Raw genomic sequence first — 21,271 nt, 5'->3', positions numbered from 1 at the left:
AGCGAGGTCATGTTATGAAAATCAGAAAAGCAAATATCAGCACACAAACAGGAATGATCACTGATGTATATCTGCATGAAAACAGAAAAGAGCTGCATACGCTAGTAGCCGTTCCGCAGCTGGAGTGGAGCACGATTATTTCATACGAGGAAGAAAAATCATCGCTGCCTGAACGGCTGGAGGCTTCTTTGCGCCGGCATACAGAGGACGAGCCTGCTGGTGAGCTGGCAAAAAAAATCATTCACTGGGTAACGGAAATGTAACAGCCCTTGAAAGTTTAGCCCCCGCAGGATCAGGCGATAATGAAGACAAACAAGACGGGAGGACGAGCTTTTGAGTGATGAAACGCTGGATCTCTATTTACAGCAAGGAATGTACGGGCCGCTGGAAACAAAACCAGATGAGCGCCATTTGTTTTTAGGCTCATTGCGGGAAAGAGTGCTTTTGGCACTGACGAAAGGGCAGGTGCTCAGAAGCAAACCGTATCACGAAGCGGAGCAAGCGTTTAAACGCAATAAACATATATCTCTTCTTATCAATGGAGAGCTTCAGTATCAGTCTTATTCACCTTATGTAAAAATGGCGAACCGAAACGGAGTGCCTTTTAAAGTCGTATCTGATCTTCAGTTTCATACGCCTTTAGGCCTTATCATTGCGGCGGACAGTGCGGTAAATCATGAATCTATATATATTCAGGACGACATTTTTAACCGGTCGGTGCTGAAATCTTAAGAGACAAACGGACTGTTTGTCTTTTTATTCATGGCAATTCCCTTACAACGGGAGATAAGATATAATGTTCTCATACTGATGGCGGGGAGGCCGGCTATGAAAAAAGCACTTATTTGTATTGATTATACGAATGATTTTGTGGCGAGTGATGGAAAATTGACCTGCGGGGATCCCGGCAGAATGATTGAAGAGGCGATCGTCAATTTGTCAGAAAACTTTATCACAAACGGTGATTACGTCGTATTTGCAGTAGATTCTCACAATGAAGGGGATCAATATCACCCTGAAACCCGTCTGTTCCCGCCGCATAATATCAAGGGTACGGAAGGAAAAGACCTGTACGGAAAGCTTTTGCCTCTATATCAGAAACATGCACATGATCATAATGTATATTACATGGAAAAAACGAGATATTCTGCTTTTGCGGGTACTGATTTAGAACTGAAACTCAGAGAGCGGCAGATTGACGAGCTGCATTTAGCCGGCGTCTGCACAGATATCTGTGTCTTGCATACAGCGGTTGATGCATACAACAAAGGTTTCCGGATTGTTGTGCATAAACAGGCTGTTGCCAGCTTTAATCAGGAGGGGCATACGTGGGCTCTTTCCCATTTTGCAAACAGCATCGGAGCGCAAGTGGCAGAGTAAGGAAGGGGAAAAACAGTGTTAGAGTACGGTTTTAAAGATGACAGCCTGTCATTACATACAGACCTTTATCAAATCAATATGGCGGAAACTTACTGGAGAGACGGCATTCATGAAAAGAAAGCGATTTTTGAGCTTTTTTTCAGAAAGCTTCCGTTTGAGAATGGCTATGCGGTTTTTGCGGGCTTGGAAAAAGCCATTGAATATCTGGAAAACTTCAAGTTTACCGATAGTGACCTGACTTATTTACGAGATGAGCTTGGCTACCATGAAGATTTTATTGATTATTTGAGCGGTTTATCTTTTACAGGTTCTCTTTATTCCATGAAAGAAGGAGAGCTGGTTTTTAACAATGAGCCGATTATGAGGGTGGAAGCTCCTCTTGTAGAAGCGCAGCTTATTGAAACAGCTTTGCTTAACATTGTGAATTACCAAACATTAATCGCGACAAAAGCAGCGCGCATCAAAGGCGTCATTGGCGACGAAATTGCACTTGAATTCGGAACAAGACGGGCGCATGAAATGGATGCGGCTATGTGGGGAGCGAGAGCAGCGTTAATCGGCGGCTTCAGCGCGACAAGCAATGTAAGAGCCGGAAAGCGCTTTAATATCCCGGTATCAGGCACACATGCCCATGCGCTAGTGCAGGCCTACCGCGATGAATATACAGCATTCAAAAAATACGCGGAAACGCATAAGGATTGCGTCTTCTTAGTCGACACGTATGATACGCTTCGTTCAGGCATGCCGAATGCGATTAAAGTGGCCAAGGAATTCGGAGACCGCATCAACTTCATTGGCATCCGACTGGATAGCGGCGATTTGGCTTACCTGTCAAAAAAAGCCCGGAAAATGCTTGATGAAGCAGGTTTTACAGACGCGAAAGTCATTGCGTCAAGCGACCTGGATGAGCATACAATTATGAATTTAAAGGCTCAGGGAGCCCGCATAGATGTCTGGGGTGTCGGCACGAAGTTGATTACAGCTTATGACCAGCCGGCTCTCGGCGCGGTTTATAAGCTCGTCTCCATCGAAGAAAACGGAGAAATGGTCGACACGATCAAAATTTCATCCAACCCTGACAAAGTGACGACACCTGGCAGAAAGAAAGTGTACCGGATTATTAATCAGTTAAATCATCATTCTGAAGGAGATTACATTGCGCTTTATGACGAGCAGGTGAATGACCAGAAGCGGCTGAGAATGTTCCACCCGGTTCATACCTTCATCAGCAAATTCGTCACGAATTTCTATGCGAAGGATCTTCACGAGCTGATTTTTGAAAAAGGCATCCTATGCTACCAGAACCCTGAGATTTCTGACATTCAGCAATATGTACAAGACAACCTCAGCCTTCTGTGGGAGGAATATAAGAGAATCAGCAAACCTGAAGAATACCCGGTTGATTTAAGCGAGGACTGCTGGAGCAACAAAATGCAGCGGATCCATGAAGTGAAAAGCAGACTTGAAGAAGAGCTCGAAGAATAAAGCAAACTGGCCTTTCGTTCGCGAAGAGGCCAGTTTTTTTGTGGGAATAATATTTTTCATGTTTAGACAAATTTCGTCAAATTATTTGATATACTTAGGGTGGAAAGCCGCGTGTTTTGTAAGGAGGATAAATCAATGAGGGTGTTTGTTGCAAGACAGCCTATATTTAATCGAAAAGAACAGGTTGTCGCTTATGAACTTTTATATAGAGAGAGCGAAGAGAATGTGTATTCCGCTGCAGACGGCGATCAGGCTACAACAGATTTGGTGATTAACAGCTTTTTAAACATCGGAATCGAGAAGCTGACGGAAGGAAAACGCTGTTTTGTCAATTTCACTGAAAGCCTGATGTTTTCGGATCTCCCCACCTCCTTCAATCCAAAACAGCTTGTGATTGAAATCCTTGAAGATATACCGATCACTCCGGCTCTCGTCTCAAGGTGCAGAGAGCTGAAAAAAATGGGGTATACGCTGGCACTCGATGATTTTTACGCGATAAACCCGAAAAATGAGGAATTATTGGAAAAGCTCATGAGCTATATTGATATATTGAAAGTTGATTTTCTTAAAACCACCCGAATGGAACGCCGAAATATTTTGCAAACCTACAGCTATTGCGGCCTGATTTTTTTAGCTGAGAAAGTAGAGACACGCAAAGAATATGAACAAGCGGCGCAAGATGGCTTTCAGTTATTCCAAGGCTACTTTTTCAGCGAACCGCGCATCATCAGCGGCCATGATCTGTCGACCCATTTTTATTCTTACTATGAATTGCTCAACGAATTAAGCAAAGAGCAGCCTAACATCCAGCGTGTAACTGAGTACATAGAACGTGATTTATCGCTGTCATATCAAATTTTAAAATTCTTAAACTCTTCCCATAGCCGTTTAACCCAAAAGATTGACAGCATTAAGCAGGCTATCATGCTTCTTGGGTTTAACGAAATCAAACGGTGGATATACATCCTTTCCTTTAAGGATTTAAGCAGAAAAGGGAATTCGAGCAAACACGAAATCATAAAAATTTCTTTAATGAGAGCAAAGCTATGTGAACTGTTGGCAAGAAAAACAGCGCGCCCGCAGCCGGCCTCGTATATGCTGATCGGGATGTTTTCTCTTATAGACACCCTTTTGCACAGAGAAATAGAAGAGATTATTCAAGAATTGCCTTTAATAGATGAAGTAGGTCAAGCGTTATTAGGTCATCAAAATGACTATTACCAAATGCTTGAGCTTGTGAAGTTAATCGAAACCAACAATTGGGACACTTGCGGAGAATTAGCAAAAGAATTGGACAAGGAAGAAGCGTACGACTGTTATTTGGAAGCCTTGGAGTGGTGTCATAAGCTCATGGGCGAAAAGTAATTGCGGTCTTCTGACCACCGCAATGCCACGATAATTCGGCTTTGCGTGCTGATCAGGCTGATGTATATGCCATCGGGATTAAAGACCGAATCCACATCATGCCGGACGCCTGTCTGTTTGATTAGACGTTTTACTGTCTGTTTATCTGACTGCTCCGCTGCGGTCATGATGCGGCGCGAAAGCTCCTGTGACCCCGCAATGCGCCTAAGTACAAGCTGAGCATCAGCGAGCAGCCCGGCGGCATCCTGTGCGGAACGGATAAAGGTTTCTGTATTGGCGGCAGGAGCGGGCGGACGGCGTATGTCGTACGGATAGACGTAAAACCAAGGATAAGGATATCTCATGGAAGCACCTCGCAAAAAGGGGATATGTCTATATGTATAGATCACTCAGGTGCTGGATATGACAAAGCGAAAAGGCCACAACTTTGCGTTGCGGTCTTTTCGGTGTTTGTCGGTCACGATACGCCAAGAATCGCATATTGAATTTTGAAAAAGCGGCGAGGGGGACTATAGTCTTACATTGTGAAACAGATAAACACAATAAAATCAAAGGAATTAAGAATCTTTCTCAATTCCATCCGAAATCACCGTTTTCACACGTAGAAAAATAGTCCTGTTCTCATTGTGATTCCTTTAAGCACAAAGACCTATTGATATTTGCGGTGTCACGCAGGATCTTTTTGTATACTTTTCGGTGAAAAATAACTCGAAACCAGATACACTATTAGTAACAGATCAAATACCTAGGACTCGTTCACCATACACAATTCATTGATCTTTCAAAAAAAGGAGTGTGGAAACGATGGAAAAGAAACTTGAAGAAGTAAAACAATTGTTATTCCGACTCGAACTTGATATTAAAGAAACGACAGATTCATTACGAAACATTAACAAAAGCATTGATCAGCTCGATAAATACACATATGCAATGAAAATTTCGTAAAAAAGACTTGGAAACAAGTCTTTTTTTTCGTTCTACCCATACAATAAATGGATAAAGTATTATATGATTGTTAAAAAACGAAAAACCTGCTGTCCTTTAAATGTCCCATTTAGTAAAATGGAATGGGAGGGGGGAAGTTGTTATTGAGCAGATATGTTTAGATTCTGTCCGGATCAAGGAGAAAATGAAGGAGATTGTACATGAAAATATTTCAAATGAAGACTTAAAAACAAAACTTATTTCTTTTATTGAAGAAAAAAAACAATTTTCATTCGCAGAATTAGCTTATCATCATTACATAGCATTTGACGGAAAAGATGTTACAGCAATTGAGTTGTTGGCTTCTGGTATAGAACTTTTAATTTTATCTGCTGACATTTTTGACGATATAGAGGATAAGGATAATCTTCAGGCTTCTTGGATGAAAATAGATCCTTCGATAGTGATTAACGCAGCTACCGCACTTTATACATTAAGTTTGCAAGTGATAAGTTTAGTTTCTAACAATCCACAACATTTAAGTCTGACTTTACAATATTCACTTCAATCTTTACAAGGGCAACATGCAGATTTAAATGTAACAAGCTCTTCAGAATCAGAGTTTATTGAAATGATTAAACTTAAGTCAGGTTCTCTTGTAACATTGCCTAATGTTCTTGGTGTATATTTGGCAACTGGTGAATTTAATGAAACAGTCGATGAGTATTCACATTATTTGGGCATAGTCGAGCAAATTGCGAATGATCACCATGGGTTATATTATCCTGACAATAATGATTTAAAAACTAGACACAATCTTGCCTTTTACTATCTTAAAAATAAATATAACCAATCATCGATTGACTTATTAAATTTTTATGCGCAAGAAAATAATCAGATAAATAATATGGACGAATTGAAAAAGAAGCTACGAGAATCAGGTGTAATACAATATTTGAATGTTATTAAAAATATAGCATTGGAAAACTTTAAAGAATCATTCAAAAAACTGAAATTAGATGAACAAAGAAAGAATAAACTATTTGTACAATTATTAAGGGGGAATTTAAATTGAAACATATCGATAAAATTATAAGCCATCTAGCAAACAACCCGGAAGCTTTTGATCAATTTAAGAATGGGAACTTAACCTTACTAAATATAAATGAAAAAGAAAAGAAAGCAATATTATATGCGTTTGAAGAAGGAGAGGCACCGAGAACAAGCAACTGGCCCCCAATAGAAGCTATCAGTAATTTTTTTGAGGATGATAAAAGAAAAAGTTTTATTTAATTATGGGATGATGAGATGCACATAAATAATAACGTCTATAAATATTTGTCTCTAGCTTTTATCATTTTAAGTTTTGTTTATGTGATCTACCTCTCTTATATTTCTGTTTTTAATATCTTTGTAGGTGCAGATGTGAAGATTAATGAACAGGGTAAGTTAGAGGTTACCAAAGTTGTGGATTATGAATATTATTCAGGTGTAAAAAAAGGTGACATCATTCTTGAAGTGAATGGGCAAAGAGGAAGCGAAATCCAGTTAGAGAGCGGAAGATTGGTCAATGTAGAAAGCTTAACTGTTGAGAGAGATAATAAATCATTTCATTTACAAAATGTAAGCCTAATCAGTGAAGAAAATTTATTTATGTATCTCATTCCACTCATATCTTATTCAATCTGTTTATTTTGTATATTTTTTGTTTACAGAATAAATAAAGTAAGAAAATCATCTTCTGCTTTTGTTTTAATCTTATTTTTGTTATTTGTATCAGTAGCATATGTAAGTGCCTGCGGGGCAAGAAGAGGTGAAGAGGTTAGCACTTACCTGCTTGTCCTTACTTTAGTAAGTTGTCCAATTTTATATATACATTTCATATATAAATACTTTGCGGAATTGGGCACTAAGTTATTCAAAAAGAAGATTTTAATCATAATGTATATACTTCCACTCGTAAACCTGTTACTAGAAGCTGTTTTGAGTAATAGATTAAATTCTTCGGCTTTTTTGTCTAACTTGAACTTGATTTCCTTTTTTGTCCTAGTCCTTACTGTATCTATCCTTATCCATCAAGGGATTAGAAAAATCAAACAAAATGAGCAAAAGTCAATTTTAAAAATCCTTGCTTATATAAATATCCTGTCTTTTAGTCCCTTTATTATCTTTTTTGTTATTCCCTATGTGTTGTTTGATAAGTATCTTTCACCCTTTAGTTTGGCAGCTTTTACACTTGTTATACCTTTTTCTTTAGTGTATCAATTTATGACAAATAGACTTTATAATATTGACTTTGTTGTAGGACGGCTTAAATACTATGGATTTTTAGCCATTACACCTACTGTTATTGTGGTCACCATATTTAATTACATTCAAAAACCAGATGATAACTTTTACTACGTTAAACTAACATTTGTAATATATTTGCTTATGTTTGCTGTCTTTTACTTTAAAGAAATCATTGATTTTCGTTTCAAGTTGAAAAGATTTACAGAGAAATTTAATTATCAAGATGGAATTTTTAAATTTACTCAGTTGATTAAGCAAGCATCATCAGTAGATCAAGTACTTAATTACTTTAAAAATACAATCCTAGAAGTATTAAACATAGATAATGCTTGCGTGTATGATAATTCTAAAGGGGAAATCACCCTTCTTAGTAAGAACAACTTTAAAGATTTGACTTATAAAAATCATGAGCAATATGTGAAAAATTTTTCTGGTGATATCGGTAAAATTAAAGAGTTTAAACAAGGTTTTATTATTAAAATAGGTGAACGAGGAGACAGATCATTTTTAGTACTCTGTTTCTCAAGTTATAATACTTTTAAATTAACAAGGGATGAAATTGCATGGCTTCAAACATTAGCGTTTTATACAAATGTCTCATTGGAAAACGTTATGAAAATCGAAGAATTGATGGTGCATCTTGAGGATTTAAAACAACAAGAATCCAACCCGGTATGGCTCAAAAAACTTATGTACACCATCGAAGAAAAACAACGTTCTGATCTCGCCCGCGATCTCCACGATTCCGTTCTTCAGGATTTGATTTCATTAAAACGGCAGTGTGAGCTGTTTTTGGCTGATTTTAAGAAGGATGATGATCCATGTCGTGAAGAGGTGCAGGACAAGCTCGTACAGATGAATGAGCAGATGTCTGATGTGATTTCGATGACGAGGGAGACGTGTCATGAATTGCGGCCGCAGCTTTTGTATGATTTGGGACTGGTGAAGGCGCTGTCTAAGCTGGTGGCGCAGCAGCAGGAGCGGGTTCCGTTTCATATCCGCTTAAATACCGGCAGATTTACGGCGTCGCTTGATTTGGATTCGCAGCTGAATTTGTACCGGATCATTCAAGAGTTTTTATCAAATGCAGTGAAACACTCTCAGGCGACGGAAGTGCTTATCATGCTGATCAGTATTCAGAACAAAATTGTTCTTCATTATGAGGACGATGGTGTCGGATTTGATCTAGAGAAAAATAACGAACATTCCATGAGTATGGGTCTTTCTGGCATTAAGGAGCGAGTCAGGGCTTTAGATGGACGCCTCCGAATCGAAACAAGTGAAGGAAAGGGCTTTAAGGCCGATATTGAAATGGAATTGTAATGGTTTTATAACGTAAACGACTTGGCAGAAGCCAAGTCTTTTTTATAAAATGGAAATGAGTGAGTAAAAGGGAGGAAAACATGAAAAAGATACTAGTGATTGATGACCATCCGGCTGTCATGGAAGGCACCAAGACAATTTTGGAAACGGATTCGAATTTGTCTGTTGATTGTCTCAGTCCTGAACCCAGCGAACAGTTCATACACCAGCATGATTTCTCATCATATGATCTCATCTTAATGGATTTGAACTTAGGCGGCGATGTCAATGGGATGGAGCTTTCTAAACAGATTTTACAAGAGAATCCTCATTGTAAAATTATCGTATATACCGGTTATGAGGTCGAGGATTATTTTGAGGAAGCGATTCGTGCGGGTCTGCACGGCGCCATCAGCAAAACCGAATCAAAGGAAAAGATCACCCAATACATATATCACGTGCTCAACGGAGAAATTTTAGTCGATTTCGCTTACTTTAAACAGCTGATGACTCAGCAAAAAACAAAGCCGGCCCCTTCCTCTCAAAAAGAACAAGATGTGCTCACACCAAGAGAATGCCTGATTCTTCAAGAAGTTGAAAAAGGTTTTACCAACCAAGAAATTGCAGATGCGCTTCATTTAAGCAAGCGGTCCATCGAATACAGCCTGACGTCGATTTTCAACAAGCTTAATGTCGGTTCCAGGACGGAAGCGGTGTTGATTGCAAAATCAGACGGTGTGCTTTAAATAAGGGAGTTAAAACTATGGATATGAAACATACATTGCTTGGCGCGCTGGGAATTGAAATTGTAGAAAGCACAGCGGAACGCTGCGTGGCAGTGATGCCGGTGGATCATCGGACCGTCCAGCCCTTTGGTTATTTGCATGGAGGCGCTTCAGTGGCTCTTGCGGAAACTGCGGCGAGCGTGGGTGCCCAGCATCTAATCGATTCTCGTACACAAGCTTGTGTCGGTTTGGAGATTAACGCCAATCATCTGAAATCTGTCAAGGAAGGAACGGTAAAGGCGGTAGCCGAGCCCGTTCATAAAGGCAGAACGACCATTGTGTATCAGATTCACATTTATGACGGGCAAGAGAGGCTGATCTGTATATCCAGATGCACGCTGGCTGTCATCACAAAATAAAAAAACAGCCGGAACTCTGCCTGTCCGGCTGCTCATTTTTATAGGTAAGAATCCTCTTTTCGTTTAATCACAAAGTTTCTGATTCCGTTATAGTCATCCTGTACACTTCTTTCATCCAGCTTGACGCCAGAGTTGTACGCAGCTCGGCAGATCAAGTGTCCCCCGACCGGCGTCGTAATAAAGATAAAGAAAATCCCGAGCAGAATTTTTGCTGATATCTCTCCTGTGATAAGCCACAAAAAGAAGAAGACACCGAGCAAAATCATATTTACCCCTAACGTTGAGCCTTTAGAAGCAGCGTGAGAGCGTGTGTACATATCGGGAAGGCGAAGCGTCCCGAAGGAAGCCGCAAGACAGATTAGCGCCCCCATTAGGATCAATATCGCTACTGCTATTTTAGCGATCACGATCATTTTCGATAATCTCTCCTTTCTCTAAGAACTTAGAAAACGCAATGGTTCCGATAAAAGACAAAATACCCAGCAATAATATGATATCAAGAAAAATACTCGTATTCAGCAGGATGGAGACAAGCGCTGTCATCGCTATCAGATTAATGCCGATTGCATCCAGAGCCACAACCCGGTCAGGAACAGTCGGCCCTTTGATGACACGAACGACATACAACAGGGTGGACACCGCCATAATGCCGAGCGCGATTTGAAGGATTAACGTAAACATCAGCGGCTCACCTCCTGTATGGCTTTTTCAAATGACTCACGAATATCAAAAATCGCTTTTTCCGCATCCTCAATATCCATCGCGTGAATATAGAGAATGGTCCGGTCATCGGAAATATCCATGACCAATGTTCCCGGCGTTAATGTAATAAGCAGTGAAAGCAGGGTGATTTCCCAATCCTTTGTCAGCTCTGTTTTAAATGCGAATATGCCTGGTTTGATATCCAGTTTTGGCGACAGGACTGTTTTCAGCACACTGACGTTGGCAAGGTATAATTCCCTTATAAAGATCAAAAAAAGTTTGATAATCGAAAACGTTTTCCATAGATAAAACGGATGAGCAAGGAAGCGCCGGAAGAAGAAGAGAGAGATCATTCCCAGGATAAAGCCTGTGATGAATCCGGCGGCGCTTGCGTCATTGCTCAGGAACATCCAGCAAAAAGCGAGAAACACATTTAATAAAATTTGAAATGCCATGCGATCTACTCCTTCAAAACAGCTTCAATATATTTTTCCGGATTCAGCAAAGTCTCGGCCGCTTGATCAACGTACGGTGACACCCATTCTGTACCCAATCCGAAGAGAAGAGACAGCAAGAGAAAAATAGCTGCCGGATATAGAAGCCCTTTAGCTGTTCTAAGATTTTGCTTCGGTGTTTCTTTTTCTTCGCCCCAAAACGCATGGATAAAGATTCTTAACACGGAATACAGGACGAGCAGGCTTGAAAGCAGGATCAGCATGGAAATCGTAAATTCACCTTCAGCGAAGCCGCCTTCTGCAATTTTAAATTTGCCAACAAATCCGCTGAGAGGCGGGATGCCGGCAAGAGATACAGCCGACATGAAGAACATCCATCCAAGAACGGGGTATCGTTTGATCAGCCCGCCCATTCGTTGCAGGCTTGCTGTTCCTGTCAAAGCAATCAGCGTGCCTGCCAGCATAAATAATGCGCCTTTAATCAGCATGTCGTGAATCAGGTAGTAAATCGCACCTTGAATGGATGCGGGCGTTTGAACTGCAACACCGAACAAAATAACGCCGACAGCGGTAATAATGTTATAGATCACGATTTTCATGACATTCTGATAGGCAAGTGAACCGATGACACCTAAGATGACAGTGAGAGCCGCGAGCCATATCATCAGCTGGTGGGTAAACGCTGTATCGTGAATGAAAATCAGTGTGAACACTCTTGTGATCGCATATAACCCGACCTTTGTCAGCAATGCGCCGAACAATGCAGAGATGGCTGCCGGCGGCGCGTAATAAGAGCCGGGAAGCCAAAAGTAGAGAGGGAAAATCCCGCCCTTCATACCAAACACGATAAGTAACAGGACACCGATTACAGTAATCAGCCCAGTTTGTCCGGATTCGCTGATTCTCACACTTAAATCCGCCATGTTTAATGTGCCGGTCACCGCGTATAAAAAGCCGACGCCGATGACAAACAATGCTGATGACACAATATTAAACACAATGTATTTAAGCGACTCCCGCAGCTGAATTTTTGTGCCGCCTAATACAATCAGCATATAAGAAGCAATAAGCAGAAGCTCGAAAAATACGTACATATTAAATAAATCGCCTGTTAAAAACGCTCCGCTTACACCAGCCAGCAAAAACTGCACGCCGGAATAATAAAAGGCACGTTCCCGTTTTTCACCGATAGAACGGAAGGAATAAAGCACAACCAATAATCCGATGACTGCCGTGGTGAGAACAAGCAGGCTGGCAAATTGATCTGCAACAAGCACAATTCCGTAGGGGGCTTTCCAGCCGCCCAAACTGAGTGTCTGGATGCCCTTAGTAAAGACAGTCTGTACGAGTATACCGCTGATCACAATCCCGATTGCCGACGCCGCAGTGCTGAAGATCCGCATGAGCATGATGTGTTTGTTCATGAAAATCAGCAGAATGGCGGACAGGAGCGGGATCAGAATTGGCAATATAACAAAATTATTCATGTTGATCATTTCCCCTCATTTGATCCAAATCGTCCGATTTCAATTCCTGATAGGCCCGAAACGCCATGACGAGGATGAAGGATGTAACTCCAAATGAAATGACAATAGCCGTCAAAATCAGGGCTTGCGGAAGCGGATCGACAAATGACTTGGCATGCTCGCTCAAAATCGGAGCGGCGCCTTTTTTTAATCCTCCCATAGTTAAAAGCATTAAATGAACGCCGTGGCTCAAAAGCGCTGTTCCGATAATGACCCGAAGCAGGCTTTTAGACAGCAGCAAATACGTAGCAGCCATAAAAATAATACCTGCTGTAACAGCCATTAAGATTTCCATTATTCTTCCTCTCCAATCGTTTGAATAATGGTCATCGTAATGCCTACGACAACAAGATAAACGCCTAAATCAAAAAGCGTCGCCGTGGCGAGCTCCGTTTTCCCTAAAATCGGCAGATGAAAGTAACCGAATGTGTGGGTTAAGAAGGGCGCTCCGAAGACAAAAGAGCCAACGCCTGTTAAGACAGCGAGCAGCAGACCGGCTCCCGCGACGTAAATGAAATTAACCGGCAAAATGGAACGCACGGTTTTTAAATCATAAGCCAAGAGCAATAGAACGATGGAAGAGGACGTGATCAGCCCGCCGACAAAGCCTCCTCCAGGGGCGTTATGCCCCGATAAAAATAAATAGAAAGAGAAAAGCAAAATGATAAAGGATACAAGCTTTGTCACGGTTTGAAGAATCAAGTCATTTGTTTTTTGTTCATTCACCGCTTTTCCCCTCCTCTTTTACTTTTGTTTTAATCATGCTGAAGATGCCGAGAGCGGCAATCGTTAATACTGTAATTTCAAACATTGTATCAAAGCCCCTGAAATCAACGAGAATGACATTGACGACATTATCTCCTCCGCCAAGATCGTGGCTGTGCTTTGTAAAGAAGGAGGCGATACTGTCTTTTGTCCGCTGGCTTGAGGATGCAATACCGAGCAGGGTGACAATAATGCCGACTCCTAAAGCAATGATAAAGTTTGTCATTCGGAACGTTCTCGTTTTCTTTTTCAGCCGCAGTTTCGGCAAATGATAGAAACAAAGCAGAAACAGGGCGACGGAAATCGTCTCAATGACCAGCTGGGTCAAAGCCAAATCGGGCGCTCTGAAAATAACAAAAAACAATGCAAGCGTATAACCGACAACACCAAGTGAAATAATCGCCGTCAGTCTGGATCGGGCGAATACAGTCGCCGCTGTCGCGCTGATCATGACAAGTGTCAGAATCATTTCGTATATGCCGATTTTCGCCATACCCTCAGTTGTAAAGGAAAATCCGCCTTTCAAAACGAGAGCCCCGCTCATCAGAATGATAAATCCAGCGAAGATATACAGAAGATAATCCCGCAAAAATCCGGTCATATATTGTTTTGTCACTCGATAAGAGCCTTTTTCCATGATGGTCAGGAGCTTCTCGTATAACCGATTGAGCGTGAGTTTCGATGGAAACAGCTTATAGATCCCTTTCCACTTGTTTATCGTCAAGTATCCGATCGTACCGACAGCGATAATGCCCAGTGTCATCAGAACTTCGGCTGTAAACCCGTGCCACTGCGAAATATGAACATGAAACTTCTCATGGCTGTCCAGCAGTGTCGGATAGATTGAATTCATCGCAGGCTCTATCAAGCTGTAGGACAATATATTCGGGAAAAAGAAGAGACTGACAGCGAGCGCAACAAGAATGACAGGTGATACGAGCATTCCAATCGGCGCTTCATGAGCCTGTTTTTCGAGTTTTTCAGGCTGGTAATTGCCTTTAAATGTTTTAAACAGCAGTTTCATGCTGTAGATAAATGTAAACACACTTCCTGCCCAAGCGAGGACAGGGAACAGCGCTCCCCACGTCTGGACGTTGAACAAATCGACATGTGTCACACGAAGCATGCTGGTGAAAAACATTTCTTTACTCAAAAATCCGTTAAACGGCGGGAGACCAGCCATTGAAAATGTGCCAATCAAGGAAATCGTAAATGTAATCGGCATGATCGCCATCAGTCCGCCGAGCTTTCTGACGTCCCGTGTGCCTGTTTCATGATCAATGATGCCGACTGCCATAAACAAGCTTCCTTTAAAGGTAGCATGATTGATGAGATGGAAAATGGCAGCCATGGCGGCAACTGTGTAATATTCTGTATGGCCGTAATGCAGGGCTGCAGCGCTGACACCAAGCATCGAGATGATCATGCCGAGCTGGCTGACGGTTGAAAACGCCAAAATGGATTTTAAGTCGGTTTGTTTGACGGCATGGAATGAACCCCAAACCATGGTGAAAATCCCGACGAGAGAAACAATCCAAAACCACTGAGCTGAAAAGGCGAAAATAGGACTGAATCTTGCAATCACATAAATTCCCGCTTTGACCATCGTTGCTGAATGGAGATACGCGCTGACAGGCGTCGGCGCTTCCATGGCGTCAGGCAGCCAAATGTAAAAAGGAAACTGGGCGGACTTTGTAAATGCGCCTAGTAAAATCAAAATCATCGCCGGAATAAATAGATCATGGCCGGCAATCAACTGAACCTGATTGATCATTTCTCTGATACTGAATGAATCTGTGATCAGATAAAGGAGAATGAATCCTCCCAGCATACACAGTCCGCCGCTTACCGTAATCAAGAGCGATTTTGCGGCGCCGTAGCGAGATTTTTCACGCTTGTACCAATATCCGATCAGCAAAAAGGACGAAAGGCTGGTAAGCTCCCAAAACATGTAGAGAACCATGACGTTGTCAACAAGAACAACACCGAGCATAGCGCCCATGAACATTAATAAATAGACATAAAAAGGCCCAAGCTGTTCTTTTTCTTTCGATAAATAAAAAATACTGTAAAGAGTGACCAACGAGCCGATCCCCGTTATCAGTAAGGCGAATAGCAGTCCGAGACCGTCTACATAAACGGTAAAGTTAATGCCTAATGAAGGAATCCACTCCAATACCGATCGTAATGTTTCTCCCGACTGAGTCATTCTGATCATTGGAAGAAAGTATATAAACAGCAAGACGGGCAGGATCAGAACAAACCAGCCCGTATGCACTCTTTTTGCGTATTTTGCCAGAAAGGGAATGATAAAAGCAAATACAAAAGGCGATAAAATAGCAAAATGTAAGAGCTGCAAAGACAAGACCTCCTTTTCTTTAATTGAAACCTGTTCTATGTATAAATAATTAGAATATACGGTCAAACGACCCAGTCCAAATTATATCGCACTTTTTTGGAAGCCGCCATGCTTCAACCTGCCGCGAATGAATTTTACAAGTTCTTTTGACCTTAAAATAAGTTTAACAAAAATCAGCTCATTTGTATATTTAAAATCGCTCCTGATCAAGCTTTATGTAAGGAGCTGATCATGATGAAGAGAAAGGTCCTTATGTGCTCAGGTTTATTCTGCTCGATATGTGCAGGGGCATTCATGCTGAATCAATATGACGGCCGTGCCCGTGTGGCAGACAATGATGATTGGGAACTGTATTTATTGGAGCACCACCTGTCAACTAAAATGAGTGAGGCGGAATCTCAGGATAGGCCGTTTGGGCCCAGGGAGTATATGCGGATTGTGAACAAATAAAAAAGAGTTCCGTCTAAGACGGAACTCTTTTTCTGATTATGAAGTGAAAAAACGAAGTAAAATCGTCGCGCAAATGACAGTTCCAGCTCCGCCAAGACGTGTAGAAATTTGGGCGAATGGCATAAGGCCCATTCTTCCTGAAGCGGACAAAATGGCGACATCTCCCGTTCCGCCGAGACCGCTGTGACAGCAGGTAACGATTGCGGATTCAACAGGGTACATGTTCATCAGCTTGCCTACAAAATATCCGGAAGAAATCATGGCAACGACAACTGAAATACAAATGATGACAAACGGAATAGAAATCACAGACGCCACGTCATCTAAAGGGATAAAGAGAATCCCGAGGCCTACCATAAGCGGCCATGTAAAGCTTGATGAAATAAACTTATAAAGCTGGTACGCGCCATCCTCCATTTTTTTCGGAAGGATATTTGCATATTTGATTGCAGCTGCTGAAATAATCATTAAAATAGCGCCCGGGACGAAGATAAATTTCTCCAGTAAACCGCCGAAAATAAAGAACGTACAAGCGAGCAGGACTCCGGCTCCCATCAGTTTAAAGTCAATTTTAGCTTCAGCCTCTTTTTGATTGAAAATATCGTTCGCTTTCTTAGATTTAACGAGACGCCCATTGCCGTTTAGGTCAGGACGTTTTTCGCCCAGTTTTTTCATTAAAGCAGCACAGATAATAGCAAAAACGTTTCCAATGATAGCGGCAGGAACCAGCTGCGACACATACACATCAGCGGAAGACCCCAATATTTGCGAATAAGCAATCGAGAGCGGCAAAATTCCTTCACCTATTCCCCCGGCAATAATCGGCACAACGACAAAGAAAAAGGAATCATAGGCACTGTAGCCGAAGATGAATCCGACGAGCACGCCGGCCGCAACCGCCGCAATTGTGCCCGCTACTAAAGGAACGAACATTCTGATGAATCCCTGTATTAAAACAGTTCTGTTCATTCCAAGAATGCTTCCTACAACAAGACAAGCGATATAGAAATAAAGAAAGTTAGATGTTTTCATTAAATTGGTTACAGCATCTAATGATGATGGATTCAACACATTATAAAAAACTAAAAAAGATGGCACAAACAAAGATAAAATAGCAGGACCGCCAATATCCTTTAAAATCGGAATCCGCTGGCCGATATCGCCAAGAAAGACACCTAAAATCATAATGATGGCAAACCCGCCCAGCATGTTTGCAGGCAGCTCGTTGTAATAGGCCGCAAGAATAATAATGACAGCTAATGCTGTATATAATGGGAGAGGAATCACGCCGATTTCCCAAGTCCATATTTTCTTAAACAGGCTTTTCTCCTGTGTGTCTTTGTGCTCAGGTAAAACTTCCTCTGTTTTGTGAATTGCTCCCATTGTCATACACCCCCATGTATTGTTTGTTACAGTCTACAAGAAAGCGCTAACAAAGGATATTTTTTTAAGTTAAATAATTAATAAACAACTAAATTAATTGGGTATTTTGGAGCAGAAAAAATCCCTGAGAAGCCGCTTCCCAGGGAGATGTGGTTACCGTTTTCCTTTGATATAAGGCACACCATTTGCTTTTGGCGCATCTGCGCGTCCGATAAAGCCGGTTAAGGCGAGAATGGTTAATACGTAAGGGGCAATCAGCATATATACATTCGGTATGTCCTTAAAAAGAGGGAGCAGTGAGCCGATAATGCTTAAGCTTTGCGCGAATCCGAAAAACAGGGCAGCGCCGAGTGCGCCGATCGGATGCCATTTTCCGAATACAAGGGCGGCGAGTGCGATAAAGCCTTGCCCGGAAATGGTAGAGTGCGTAAAGTCGAGGGCAATCGTTGACGCATATACGCCGCCCCCGAGGCCGCCGAACAATCCGCTGATCATCACGCCGATATAGCGCATTTTGTAAACATTGATCCCCATAGTATCGGCTGCCATCGGATGTTCTCCGACGGAACGAATACGGAGGCCGAACGGGGTTTTAAACAAGATAAACCACGAAATAAAGGCCAGGACAATTGCGAGAATAGACGTATAATAGACATCTGAAAAGAAGATTTTTCCCAATACGGGGATGTCGCTCAAGCCGGCAATACTTGTTTTATAAAAAGGCTCGGGAATTTTGTCAGTTTGCGCTTTTCCGTAAATCAGCTTTACGATAAATAAAGTAGCCCCAAGCGCCAGCATATTAATGGCGACGCCGCTGACTGTCTGATCAGCGCGAAACGATATCGCCGCTGCCGCATGAATCAGTGAAAACAGCGCGCCGGCTGCCATAGCGGCAATGAGCGAAAGCCAAGGTGCTGCGGCTCCCAATTCAGGGCCTAAAAATAAATTGAATAAAACACTGGTGAATGCTCCGATAATCATAAGGCCTTCAAGGCCGATATTGACGACGCCTGATCTCTCGGAAAATACGCCGCCGAGAGCGGTTAAAATAAGCGGGGCTGCGTATACGAGTGTGGCAGGGACAATGATTGATACAATCTGCAGAAAGTCCACTTAGTTCGCCCCCTTTTTCTTCAATTTATCCGCGACAAAACGAATGGCATAGCTTGAAGCAACAAACAGAATGATAATGGCAATCACAATATCGACAACCTCAGAAGGTACGCCTGATTCAATTGGCATATTTAATGCCCCGATTTTGAGGCCGCCAAGCAAAGCTGCCGCAAGCACAACACCGACCGCAGTGTTCCCGCCCAGAAGAGCGACGGCAATACCGTCAAAGCCGACGCCGGTAAATGCGCCTTTGACAGCTGCGTATTCAAACGTTCCCAGACCTTCCATGGCACCTGCAAGGCCTGCAAAAGCTCCTGAAATGAGCATGGAGGTCATAATATTCTTCCGCACGCTCATACCGGCGTACTGGGACGCATGCTGGTTGAATCCGACTGCCCGAAGCTCAAAGCCTTTTGTTGTTTTGTTAATCATAAACCACATAACAACAGCTGCGAGAAGGGCGATGACGATCCCCCAGTGAAGCCTTGAATAATCCGTAATCTGCTCAAGAAACGGCGAGCGCAGTGAGGCCGATTCGTGAATTTTTTCCGTCTTATCCTGATTGTCTGTCAGGACTTTTGAAATCAAATAATTGGTCATATGCAGCGCGATATAATTCATCATAATGGTGACAATGACCTCATGAACATAGAACCGTGCTTTTAAAAAGCCGGGAATAAATCCCCATAAACCGCCTGCTGCAGCCGCTATGATCAGTGCAAGCGGCATATGAATATATGCCGGTCCGTCAAACGCCGTTCCGACCCAAACGGCAGCTGTCCAGCCCACTAGCAGCTGTCCCTCTACCCCGATATTGAAAAGCCCGGTTCGGAACGCGAAAGCAACAGCTAATCCGGATAAAATATAAGGTGTAATCTGCCGGACGGTTTCCCCGATGTAATAGATTTCTCCAAATATCCCATTCCATAAAGCGGAATAGCCGCTGATCACACTGTATCCGCTCGCAAGCATAATAAGTGCGCCGGCCAGCAAGCCAAGCATGATTGCAATGAGCGGCACGAGTAAGTGAGAGAGTCGTTTAACCATTTGCTTTCCCCGCTTCCTTTTGCGTGCTTCCCGCCATCAAGAGGCCGAGCTCTTGCTCAGTCGTATCCTGCGGATTGACGCTGGATATGATGCAGCCTTCAAAAATGACAGCGATTCTGTCACTGAGATTCATGATTTCATCCAGCTCAAACGATAGAAGAAGAACGGCTTTTCCGGCATCACGCTGTTCAATGAGTTTTTTATGGACAAATTCAATCGCTCCGACATCAAGGCCGCGAGTCGGCTGGGCGGCGATTAACAAGTCAGGATTTCGGTCAATTTCCCTTCCGATTATTGCTTTTTGCTGGTTTCCGCCTGACAATGCCCGCGCGTGTGTATATTCATCGGGGGTTCTGACATCGTACTCGCTGATCAGGCTGCGTGCTTTCTTATACATTTCGCCTTTATGTAAAACACCGAATGCTGAATAAGGCTTTTTGTAATAGCTTTGGAGCACGATATTCTCACCGATCGGAAAATCCAAAACGAGGCCGTGTTTATGGCGGTCCTGTGGAATATGCCCGATTCCGGATTCCGTTACTTTTCTCGGCGTCAGGTTTTGTATCTGTTTTCCGTTTAAGGAAATGGTTCCAGACTCCGTTTTTCGGAGTCCTGTAATCGCTTCTATCAGCTCTGACTGTCCGTTTCCGTCAACGCCGGCTATGCCGACAATTTCTCCCGCATTGACAGAAAGCGATAAATTCCTTACAGCTTCTACTCCGCGAGTATCTTTTACAGTGATTCTGTCAATCGCCAGCACTTCAGATCCCGGCTGAGCCGCTTTTTTTTCTGTTTTGAACGATACCTCGCGGCCGACCATCAGACTGGCGAGCTCGTCTTGATTTGTATCCCGGACATCCAGTGATTTGATGCCTTTTCCTTTGCGGATAATGGTAACGCGGTCACAAACCTCCATGATTTCTTTCAGTTTATGGGTAATTAAAATAATTGATTTTCCCTCATTGACGAGGTTCTTCATGATTTGAATGAGCTCTTTGATTTCATGAGGCGTCAGCACAGCTGTCGGTTCATCAAAAATCAGAATGTCAGCCCCGCGGTAGAGGGTTTTTAAAATTTCTGCACGCTGCTGCATGCCGACGGATATGTCAGCTACTTTTGCCTCGGGATTAATTTGAAGTCCGTATCGGTCGGAAATGTCCTGAACCTCTCGGACAGCCCGTTTTCGGTCAATCCGCCCGAGCTTTTTCGGCTCCTTCCCGAGAATAATGTTTTCAGCAACTGTAAATGTATCGACAAGCATAAAATGCTGATGCACCATGCCGATTCCGAGATCATTCGCTTTGTTCGGGCTGTTGATGTGCACCTTCTCACCGCGGACCCGAATTTCCCCCTTTTCTGGCTGATACAGCCCGAAAAGGACGTTCATCAAAGTTGATTTGCCCGCTCCGTTTTCACCGAGCAGCGCGTGGATTTCGCCTTTTTTGACCTGAAGATTAATGTTGTCATTTGCGACGATACCGGGAAACTCCTTGCGTATATTGAGCATTTCAATGACATATTCCACAGAATTGACCGCTCCTTTTTTCAAGATGCTTTTAAATAAGAGACTGGCAATAGA

The 21,271-nt window shown here is 42.6% G+C and carries 24 protein-coding genes; 12 read left to right on the top strand and 12 right to left on the bottom strand.

Annotation, left to right across the window (positions count from 1 at the left end):
- Positions 1-14 precede the first annotated feature (14 nt).
- The 5 genes from NYE43_RS16635 (at position 15) to NYE43_RS16615 (ending at position 4,230) form a co-directional block, all read left to right on the top strand.
- Positions 15-263, top strand: coding sequence for a YueH family protein (locus NYE43_RS16635; RefSeq protein ID WP_024122689.1), 249 nt, complete (start codon positions 15-17; stop codon positions 261-263).
- Positions 264-333: 70 nt separating this feature from the next.
- On the top strand, positions 334-732 hold the full coding sequence (locus NYE43_RS16630) for a YueI family protein (protein ID WP_095713979.1): 399 nt from the start codon (positions 334-336) through the stop codon (positions 730-732).
- Positions 733-828: 96 nt separating this feature from the next.
- The gene (locus NYE43_RS16625; protein ID WP_213417885.1) at positions 829-1,380 is read left to right on the top strand and encodes a cysteine hydrolase family protein; all 552 of its coding nucleotides are present in this window, start codon (positions 829-831) and stop codon (positions 1,378-1,380) included.
- Between the two features lie 15 nt (positions 1,381-1,395).
- Positions 1,396-2,865 (top strand): nicotinate phosphoribosyltransferase, encoded by a 1,470-nt coding sequence (locus tag NYE43_RS16620; protein WP_024122686.1) that lies wholly within the window; start codon positions 1,396-1,398, stop codon positions 2,863-2,865.
- 135 nt (positions 2,866-3,000) lie between these two features.
- The gene (locus NYE43_RS16615) at positions 3,001-4,230 is read left to right on the top strand and encodes an EAL and HDOD domain-containing protein (RefSeq protein ID WP_024122685.1); all 1,230 of its coding nucleotides are present in this window, start codon (positions 3,001-3,003) and stop codon (positions 4,228-4,230) included.
- Here the strand turns inward: NYE43_RS16615 and NYE43_RS16610 are convergent.
- Complete coding sequence (locus tag NYE43_RS16610; RefSeq protein ID WP_024122684.1) at positions 4,206-4,574, bottom strand: hypothetical protein; 369 nt, start codon at positions 4,572-4,574, stop codon at positions 4,206-4,208. The genes NYE43_RS16615 and NYE43_RS16610 overlap by 25 nt on opposite strands.
- Positions 4,575-5,034: 460 nt before the next feature.
- Between NYE43_RS16610 and degQ the strand changes: the two genes are divergently transcribed.
- From degQ to NYE43_RS16580, 6 genes are all read left to right on the top strand, one after another.
- Positions 5,035-5,175, top strand: a complete 141-nt coding sequence (degQ, locus tag NYE43_RS16605; RefSeq protein WP_024122683.1) for a degradation enzyme regulation protein DegQ — start codon at positions 5,035-5,037, stop codon at positions 5,173-5,175.
- Between the two features lie 184 nt (positions 5,176-5,359).
- Positions 5,360-6,229: a polyprenyl synthetase family protein gene (locus tag NYE43_RS16600; protein WP_101864136.1), complete on the top strand. Its 870-nt coding sequence runs from the start codon at positions 5,360-5,362 to the stop codon at positions 6,227-6,229.
- On the top strand, positions 6,226-6,447 hold the full coding sequence (gene comX / locus NYE43_RS16595) for a competence pheromone ComX (protein WP_059292642.1): 222 nt from the start codon (positions 6,226-6,228) through the stop codon (positions 6,445-6,447). Before NYE43_RS16600 ends, comX begins: the two co-directional genes overlap by 4 nt.
- A gap of 15 nt (positions 6,448-6,462) precedes the next feature.
- Positions 6,463-8,769, top strand: coding sequence for a histidine kinase (locus NYE43_RS16590; RefSeq protein WP_185848673.1), 2,307 nt, complete (start codon positions 6,463-6,465; stop codon positions 8,767-8,769).
- Between the two features lie 80 nt (positions 8,770-8,849).
- Positions 8,850-9,494, top strand: coding sequence for a two-component system response regulator ComA (gene comA, locus NYE43_RS16585; RefSeq protein WP_101864137.1), 645 nt, complete (start codon positions 8,850-8,852; stop codon positions 9,492-9,494).
- Between the two features lie 17 nt (positions 9,495-9,511).
- Positions 9,512-9,892 carry a hotdog fold thioesterase gene (locus tag NYE43_RS16580; RefSeq protein ID WP_024122679.1) on the top strand — a complete coding sequence of 127 codons (381 nt, stop codon included), beginning with the start codon at positions 9,512-9,514 and terminating at the stop codon, positions 9,890-9,892.
- Positions 9,893-9,930: 38 nt separating this feature from the next.
- Here NYE43_RS16580 and mnhG read toward each other — a convergent pair whose 3' ends face one another.
- The 7 genes from mnhG to NYE43_RS16545 are packed head-to-tail and all read right to left on the bottom strand — an operon-like array spanning position 9,931 to position 15,699.
- Positions 9,931-10,305: a monovalent cation/H(+) antiporter subunit G gene (gene mnhG / locus NYE43_RS16575; RefSeq protein WP_185848674.1), complete on the bottom strand. Its 375-nt coding sequence runs from the start codon at positions 10,303-10,305 to the stop codon at positions 9,931-9,933.
- Entirely contained in the window at positions 10,289-10,573 is a 285-nt protein-coding gene (locus NYE43_RS16570; RefSeq protein WP_024122677.1) for a Na(+)/H(+) antiporter subunit F1, read from the bottom strand. Before NYE43_RS16570 ends, mnhG begins: the two co-directional genes overlap by 17 nt.
- A complete protein-coding gene (locus NYE43_RS16565; RefSeq protein WP_185848675.1) occupies positions 10,573-11,049 on the bottom strand; it encodes a Na+/H+ antiporter subunit E in 477 nt (158 codons plus the stop codon). Before NYE43_RS16565 ends, NYE43_RS16570 begins: the two co-directional genes overlap by 1 nt.
- A 5-nt stretch (positions 11,050-11,054) precedes the next feature.
- A complete protein-coding gene (locus NYE43_RS16560) occupies positions 11,055-12,536 on the bottom strand; it encodes a Na+/H+ antiporter subunit D (protein WP_103671366.1) in 1,482 nt (493 codons plus the stop codon).
- Positions 12,529-12,870: a Na(+)/H(+) antiporter subunit C gene (locus NYE43_RS16555; protein ID WP_095713974.1), complete on the bottom strand. Its 342-nt coding sequence runs from the start codon at positions 12,868-12,870 to the stop codon at positions 12,529-12,531. Before NYE43_RS16555 ends, NYE43_RS16560 begins: the two co-directional genes overlap by 8 nt.
- Entirely contained in the window at positions 12,870-13,301 is a 432-nt protein-coding gene (locus tag NYE43_RS16550) for a Na(+)/H(+) antiporter subunit B (RefSeq protein WP_024122673.1), read from the bottom strand. The genes NYE43_RS16555 and NYE43_RS16550 overlap by 1 nt, the downstream gene beginning before the upstream one ends.
- Positions 13,294-15,699 (bottom strand): Na+/H+ antiporter subunit A, encoded by a 2,406-nt coding sequence (locus NYE43_RS16545; RefSeq protein WP_095713973.1) that lies wholly within the window; start codon positions 15,697-15,699, stop codon positions 13,294-13,296. The genes NYE43_RS16550 and NYE43_RS16545 overlap by 8 nt, the downstream gene beginning before the upstream one ends.
- Positions 15,700-15,933: 234 nt before the next feature.
- Here NYE43_RS16545 and NYE43_RS16540 point away from each other — a divergent pair, with 234 nt between their 5' ends.
- Positions 15,934-16,149, top strand: coding sequence for a hypothetical protein (locus tag NYE43_RS16540; RefSeq protein WP_103671367.1), 216 nt, complete (start codon positions 15,934-15,936; stop codon positions 16,147-16,149).
- 36 nt (positions 16,150-16,185) lie between these two features.
- On the opposite strand, the gene maeN is transcribed toward NYE43_RS16540, so the two are convergent.
- From maeN to nupO, 4 genes are all read right to left on the bottom strand, one after another.
- Positions 16,186-17,532 (bottom strand): sodium/malate symporter MaeN, encoded by a 1,347-nt coding sequence (gene maeN / locus NYE43_RS16535; RefSeq protein ID WP_185848676.1) that lies wholly within the window; start codon positions 17,530-17,532, stop codon positions 16,186-16,188.
- Positions 17,533-17,685: 153 nt separating this feature from the next.
- Complete coding sequence (nupQ, locus tag NYE43_RS16530) at positions 17,686-18,645, bottom strand: guanosine ABC transporter permease NupQ (RefSeq protein ID WP_185848677.1); 960 nt, start codon at positions 18,643-18,645, stop codon at positions 17,686-17,688.
- Positions 18,646-19,692: an ABC transporter permease gene (locus NYE43_RS16525; RefSeq protein ID WP_185848678.1), complete on the bottom strand. Its 1,047-nt coding sequence runs from the start codon at positions 19,690-19,692 to the stop codon at positions 18,646-18,648. It abuts the gene before it with no gap.
- Positions 19,685-21,217, bottom strand: a complete 1,533-nt coding sequence (gene nupO / locus NYE43_RS16520) for a guanosine ABC transporter ATP-binding protein NupO (RefSeq protein WP_185848679.1) — start codon at positions 21,215-21,217, stop codon at positions 19,685-19,687. The genes NYE43_RS16525 and nupO overlap by 8 nt, the downstream gene beginning before the upstream one ends.
- Positions 21,218-21,271: the final 54 nt, after the last annotated feature.

The organism is Bacillus sp. FSL R5-0434 (genome assembly GCF_038004745.1).
GTDB lineage: Bacteria > Bacillota > Bacilli > Bacillales > Bacillaceae > Bacillus > Bacillus halotolerans.
Note: the sequence above shows the minus strand (reverse complement) of the source record. Positions and strands in the feature narration are given on the sequence as shown.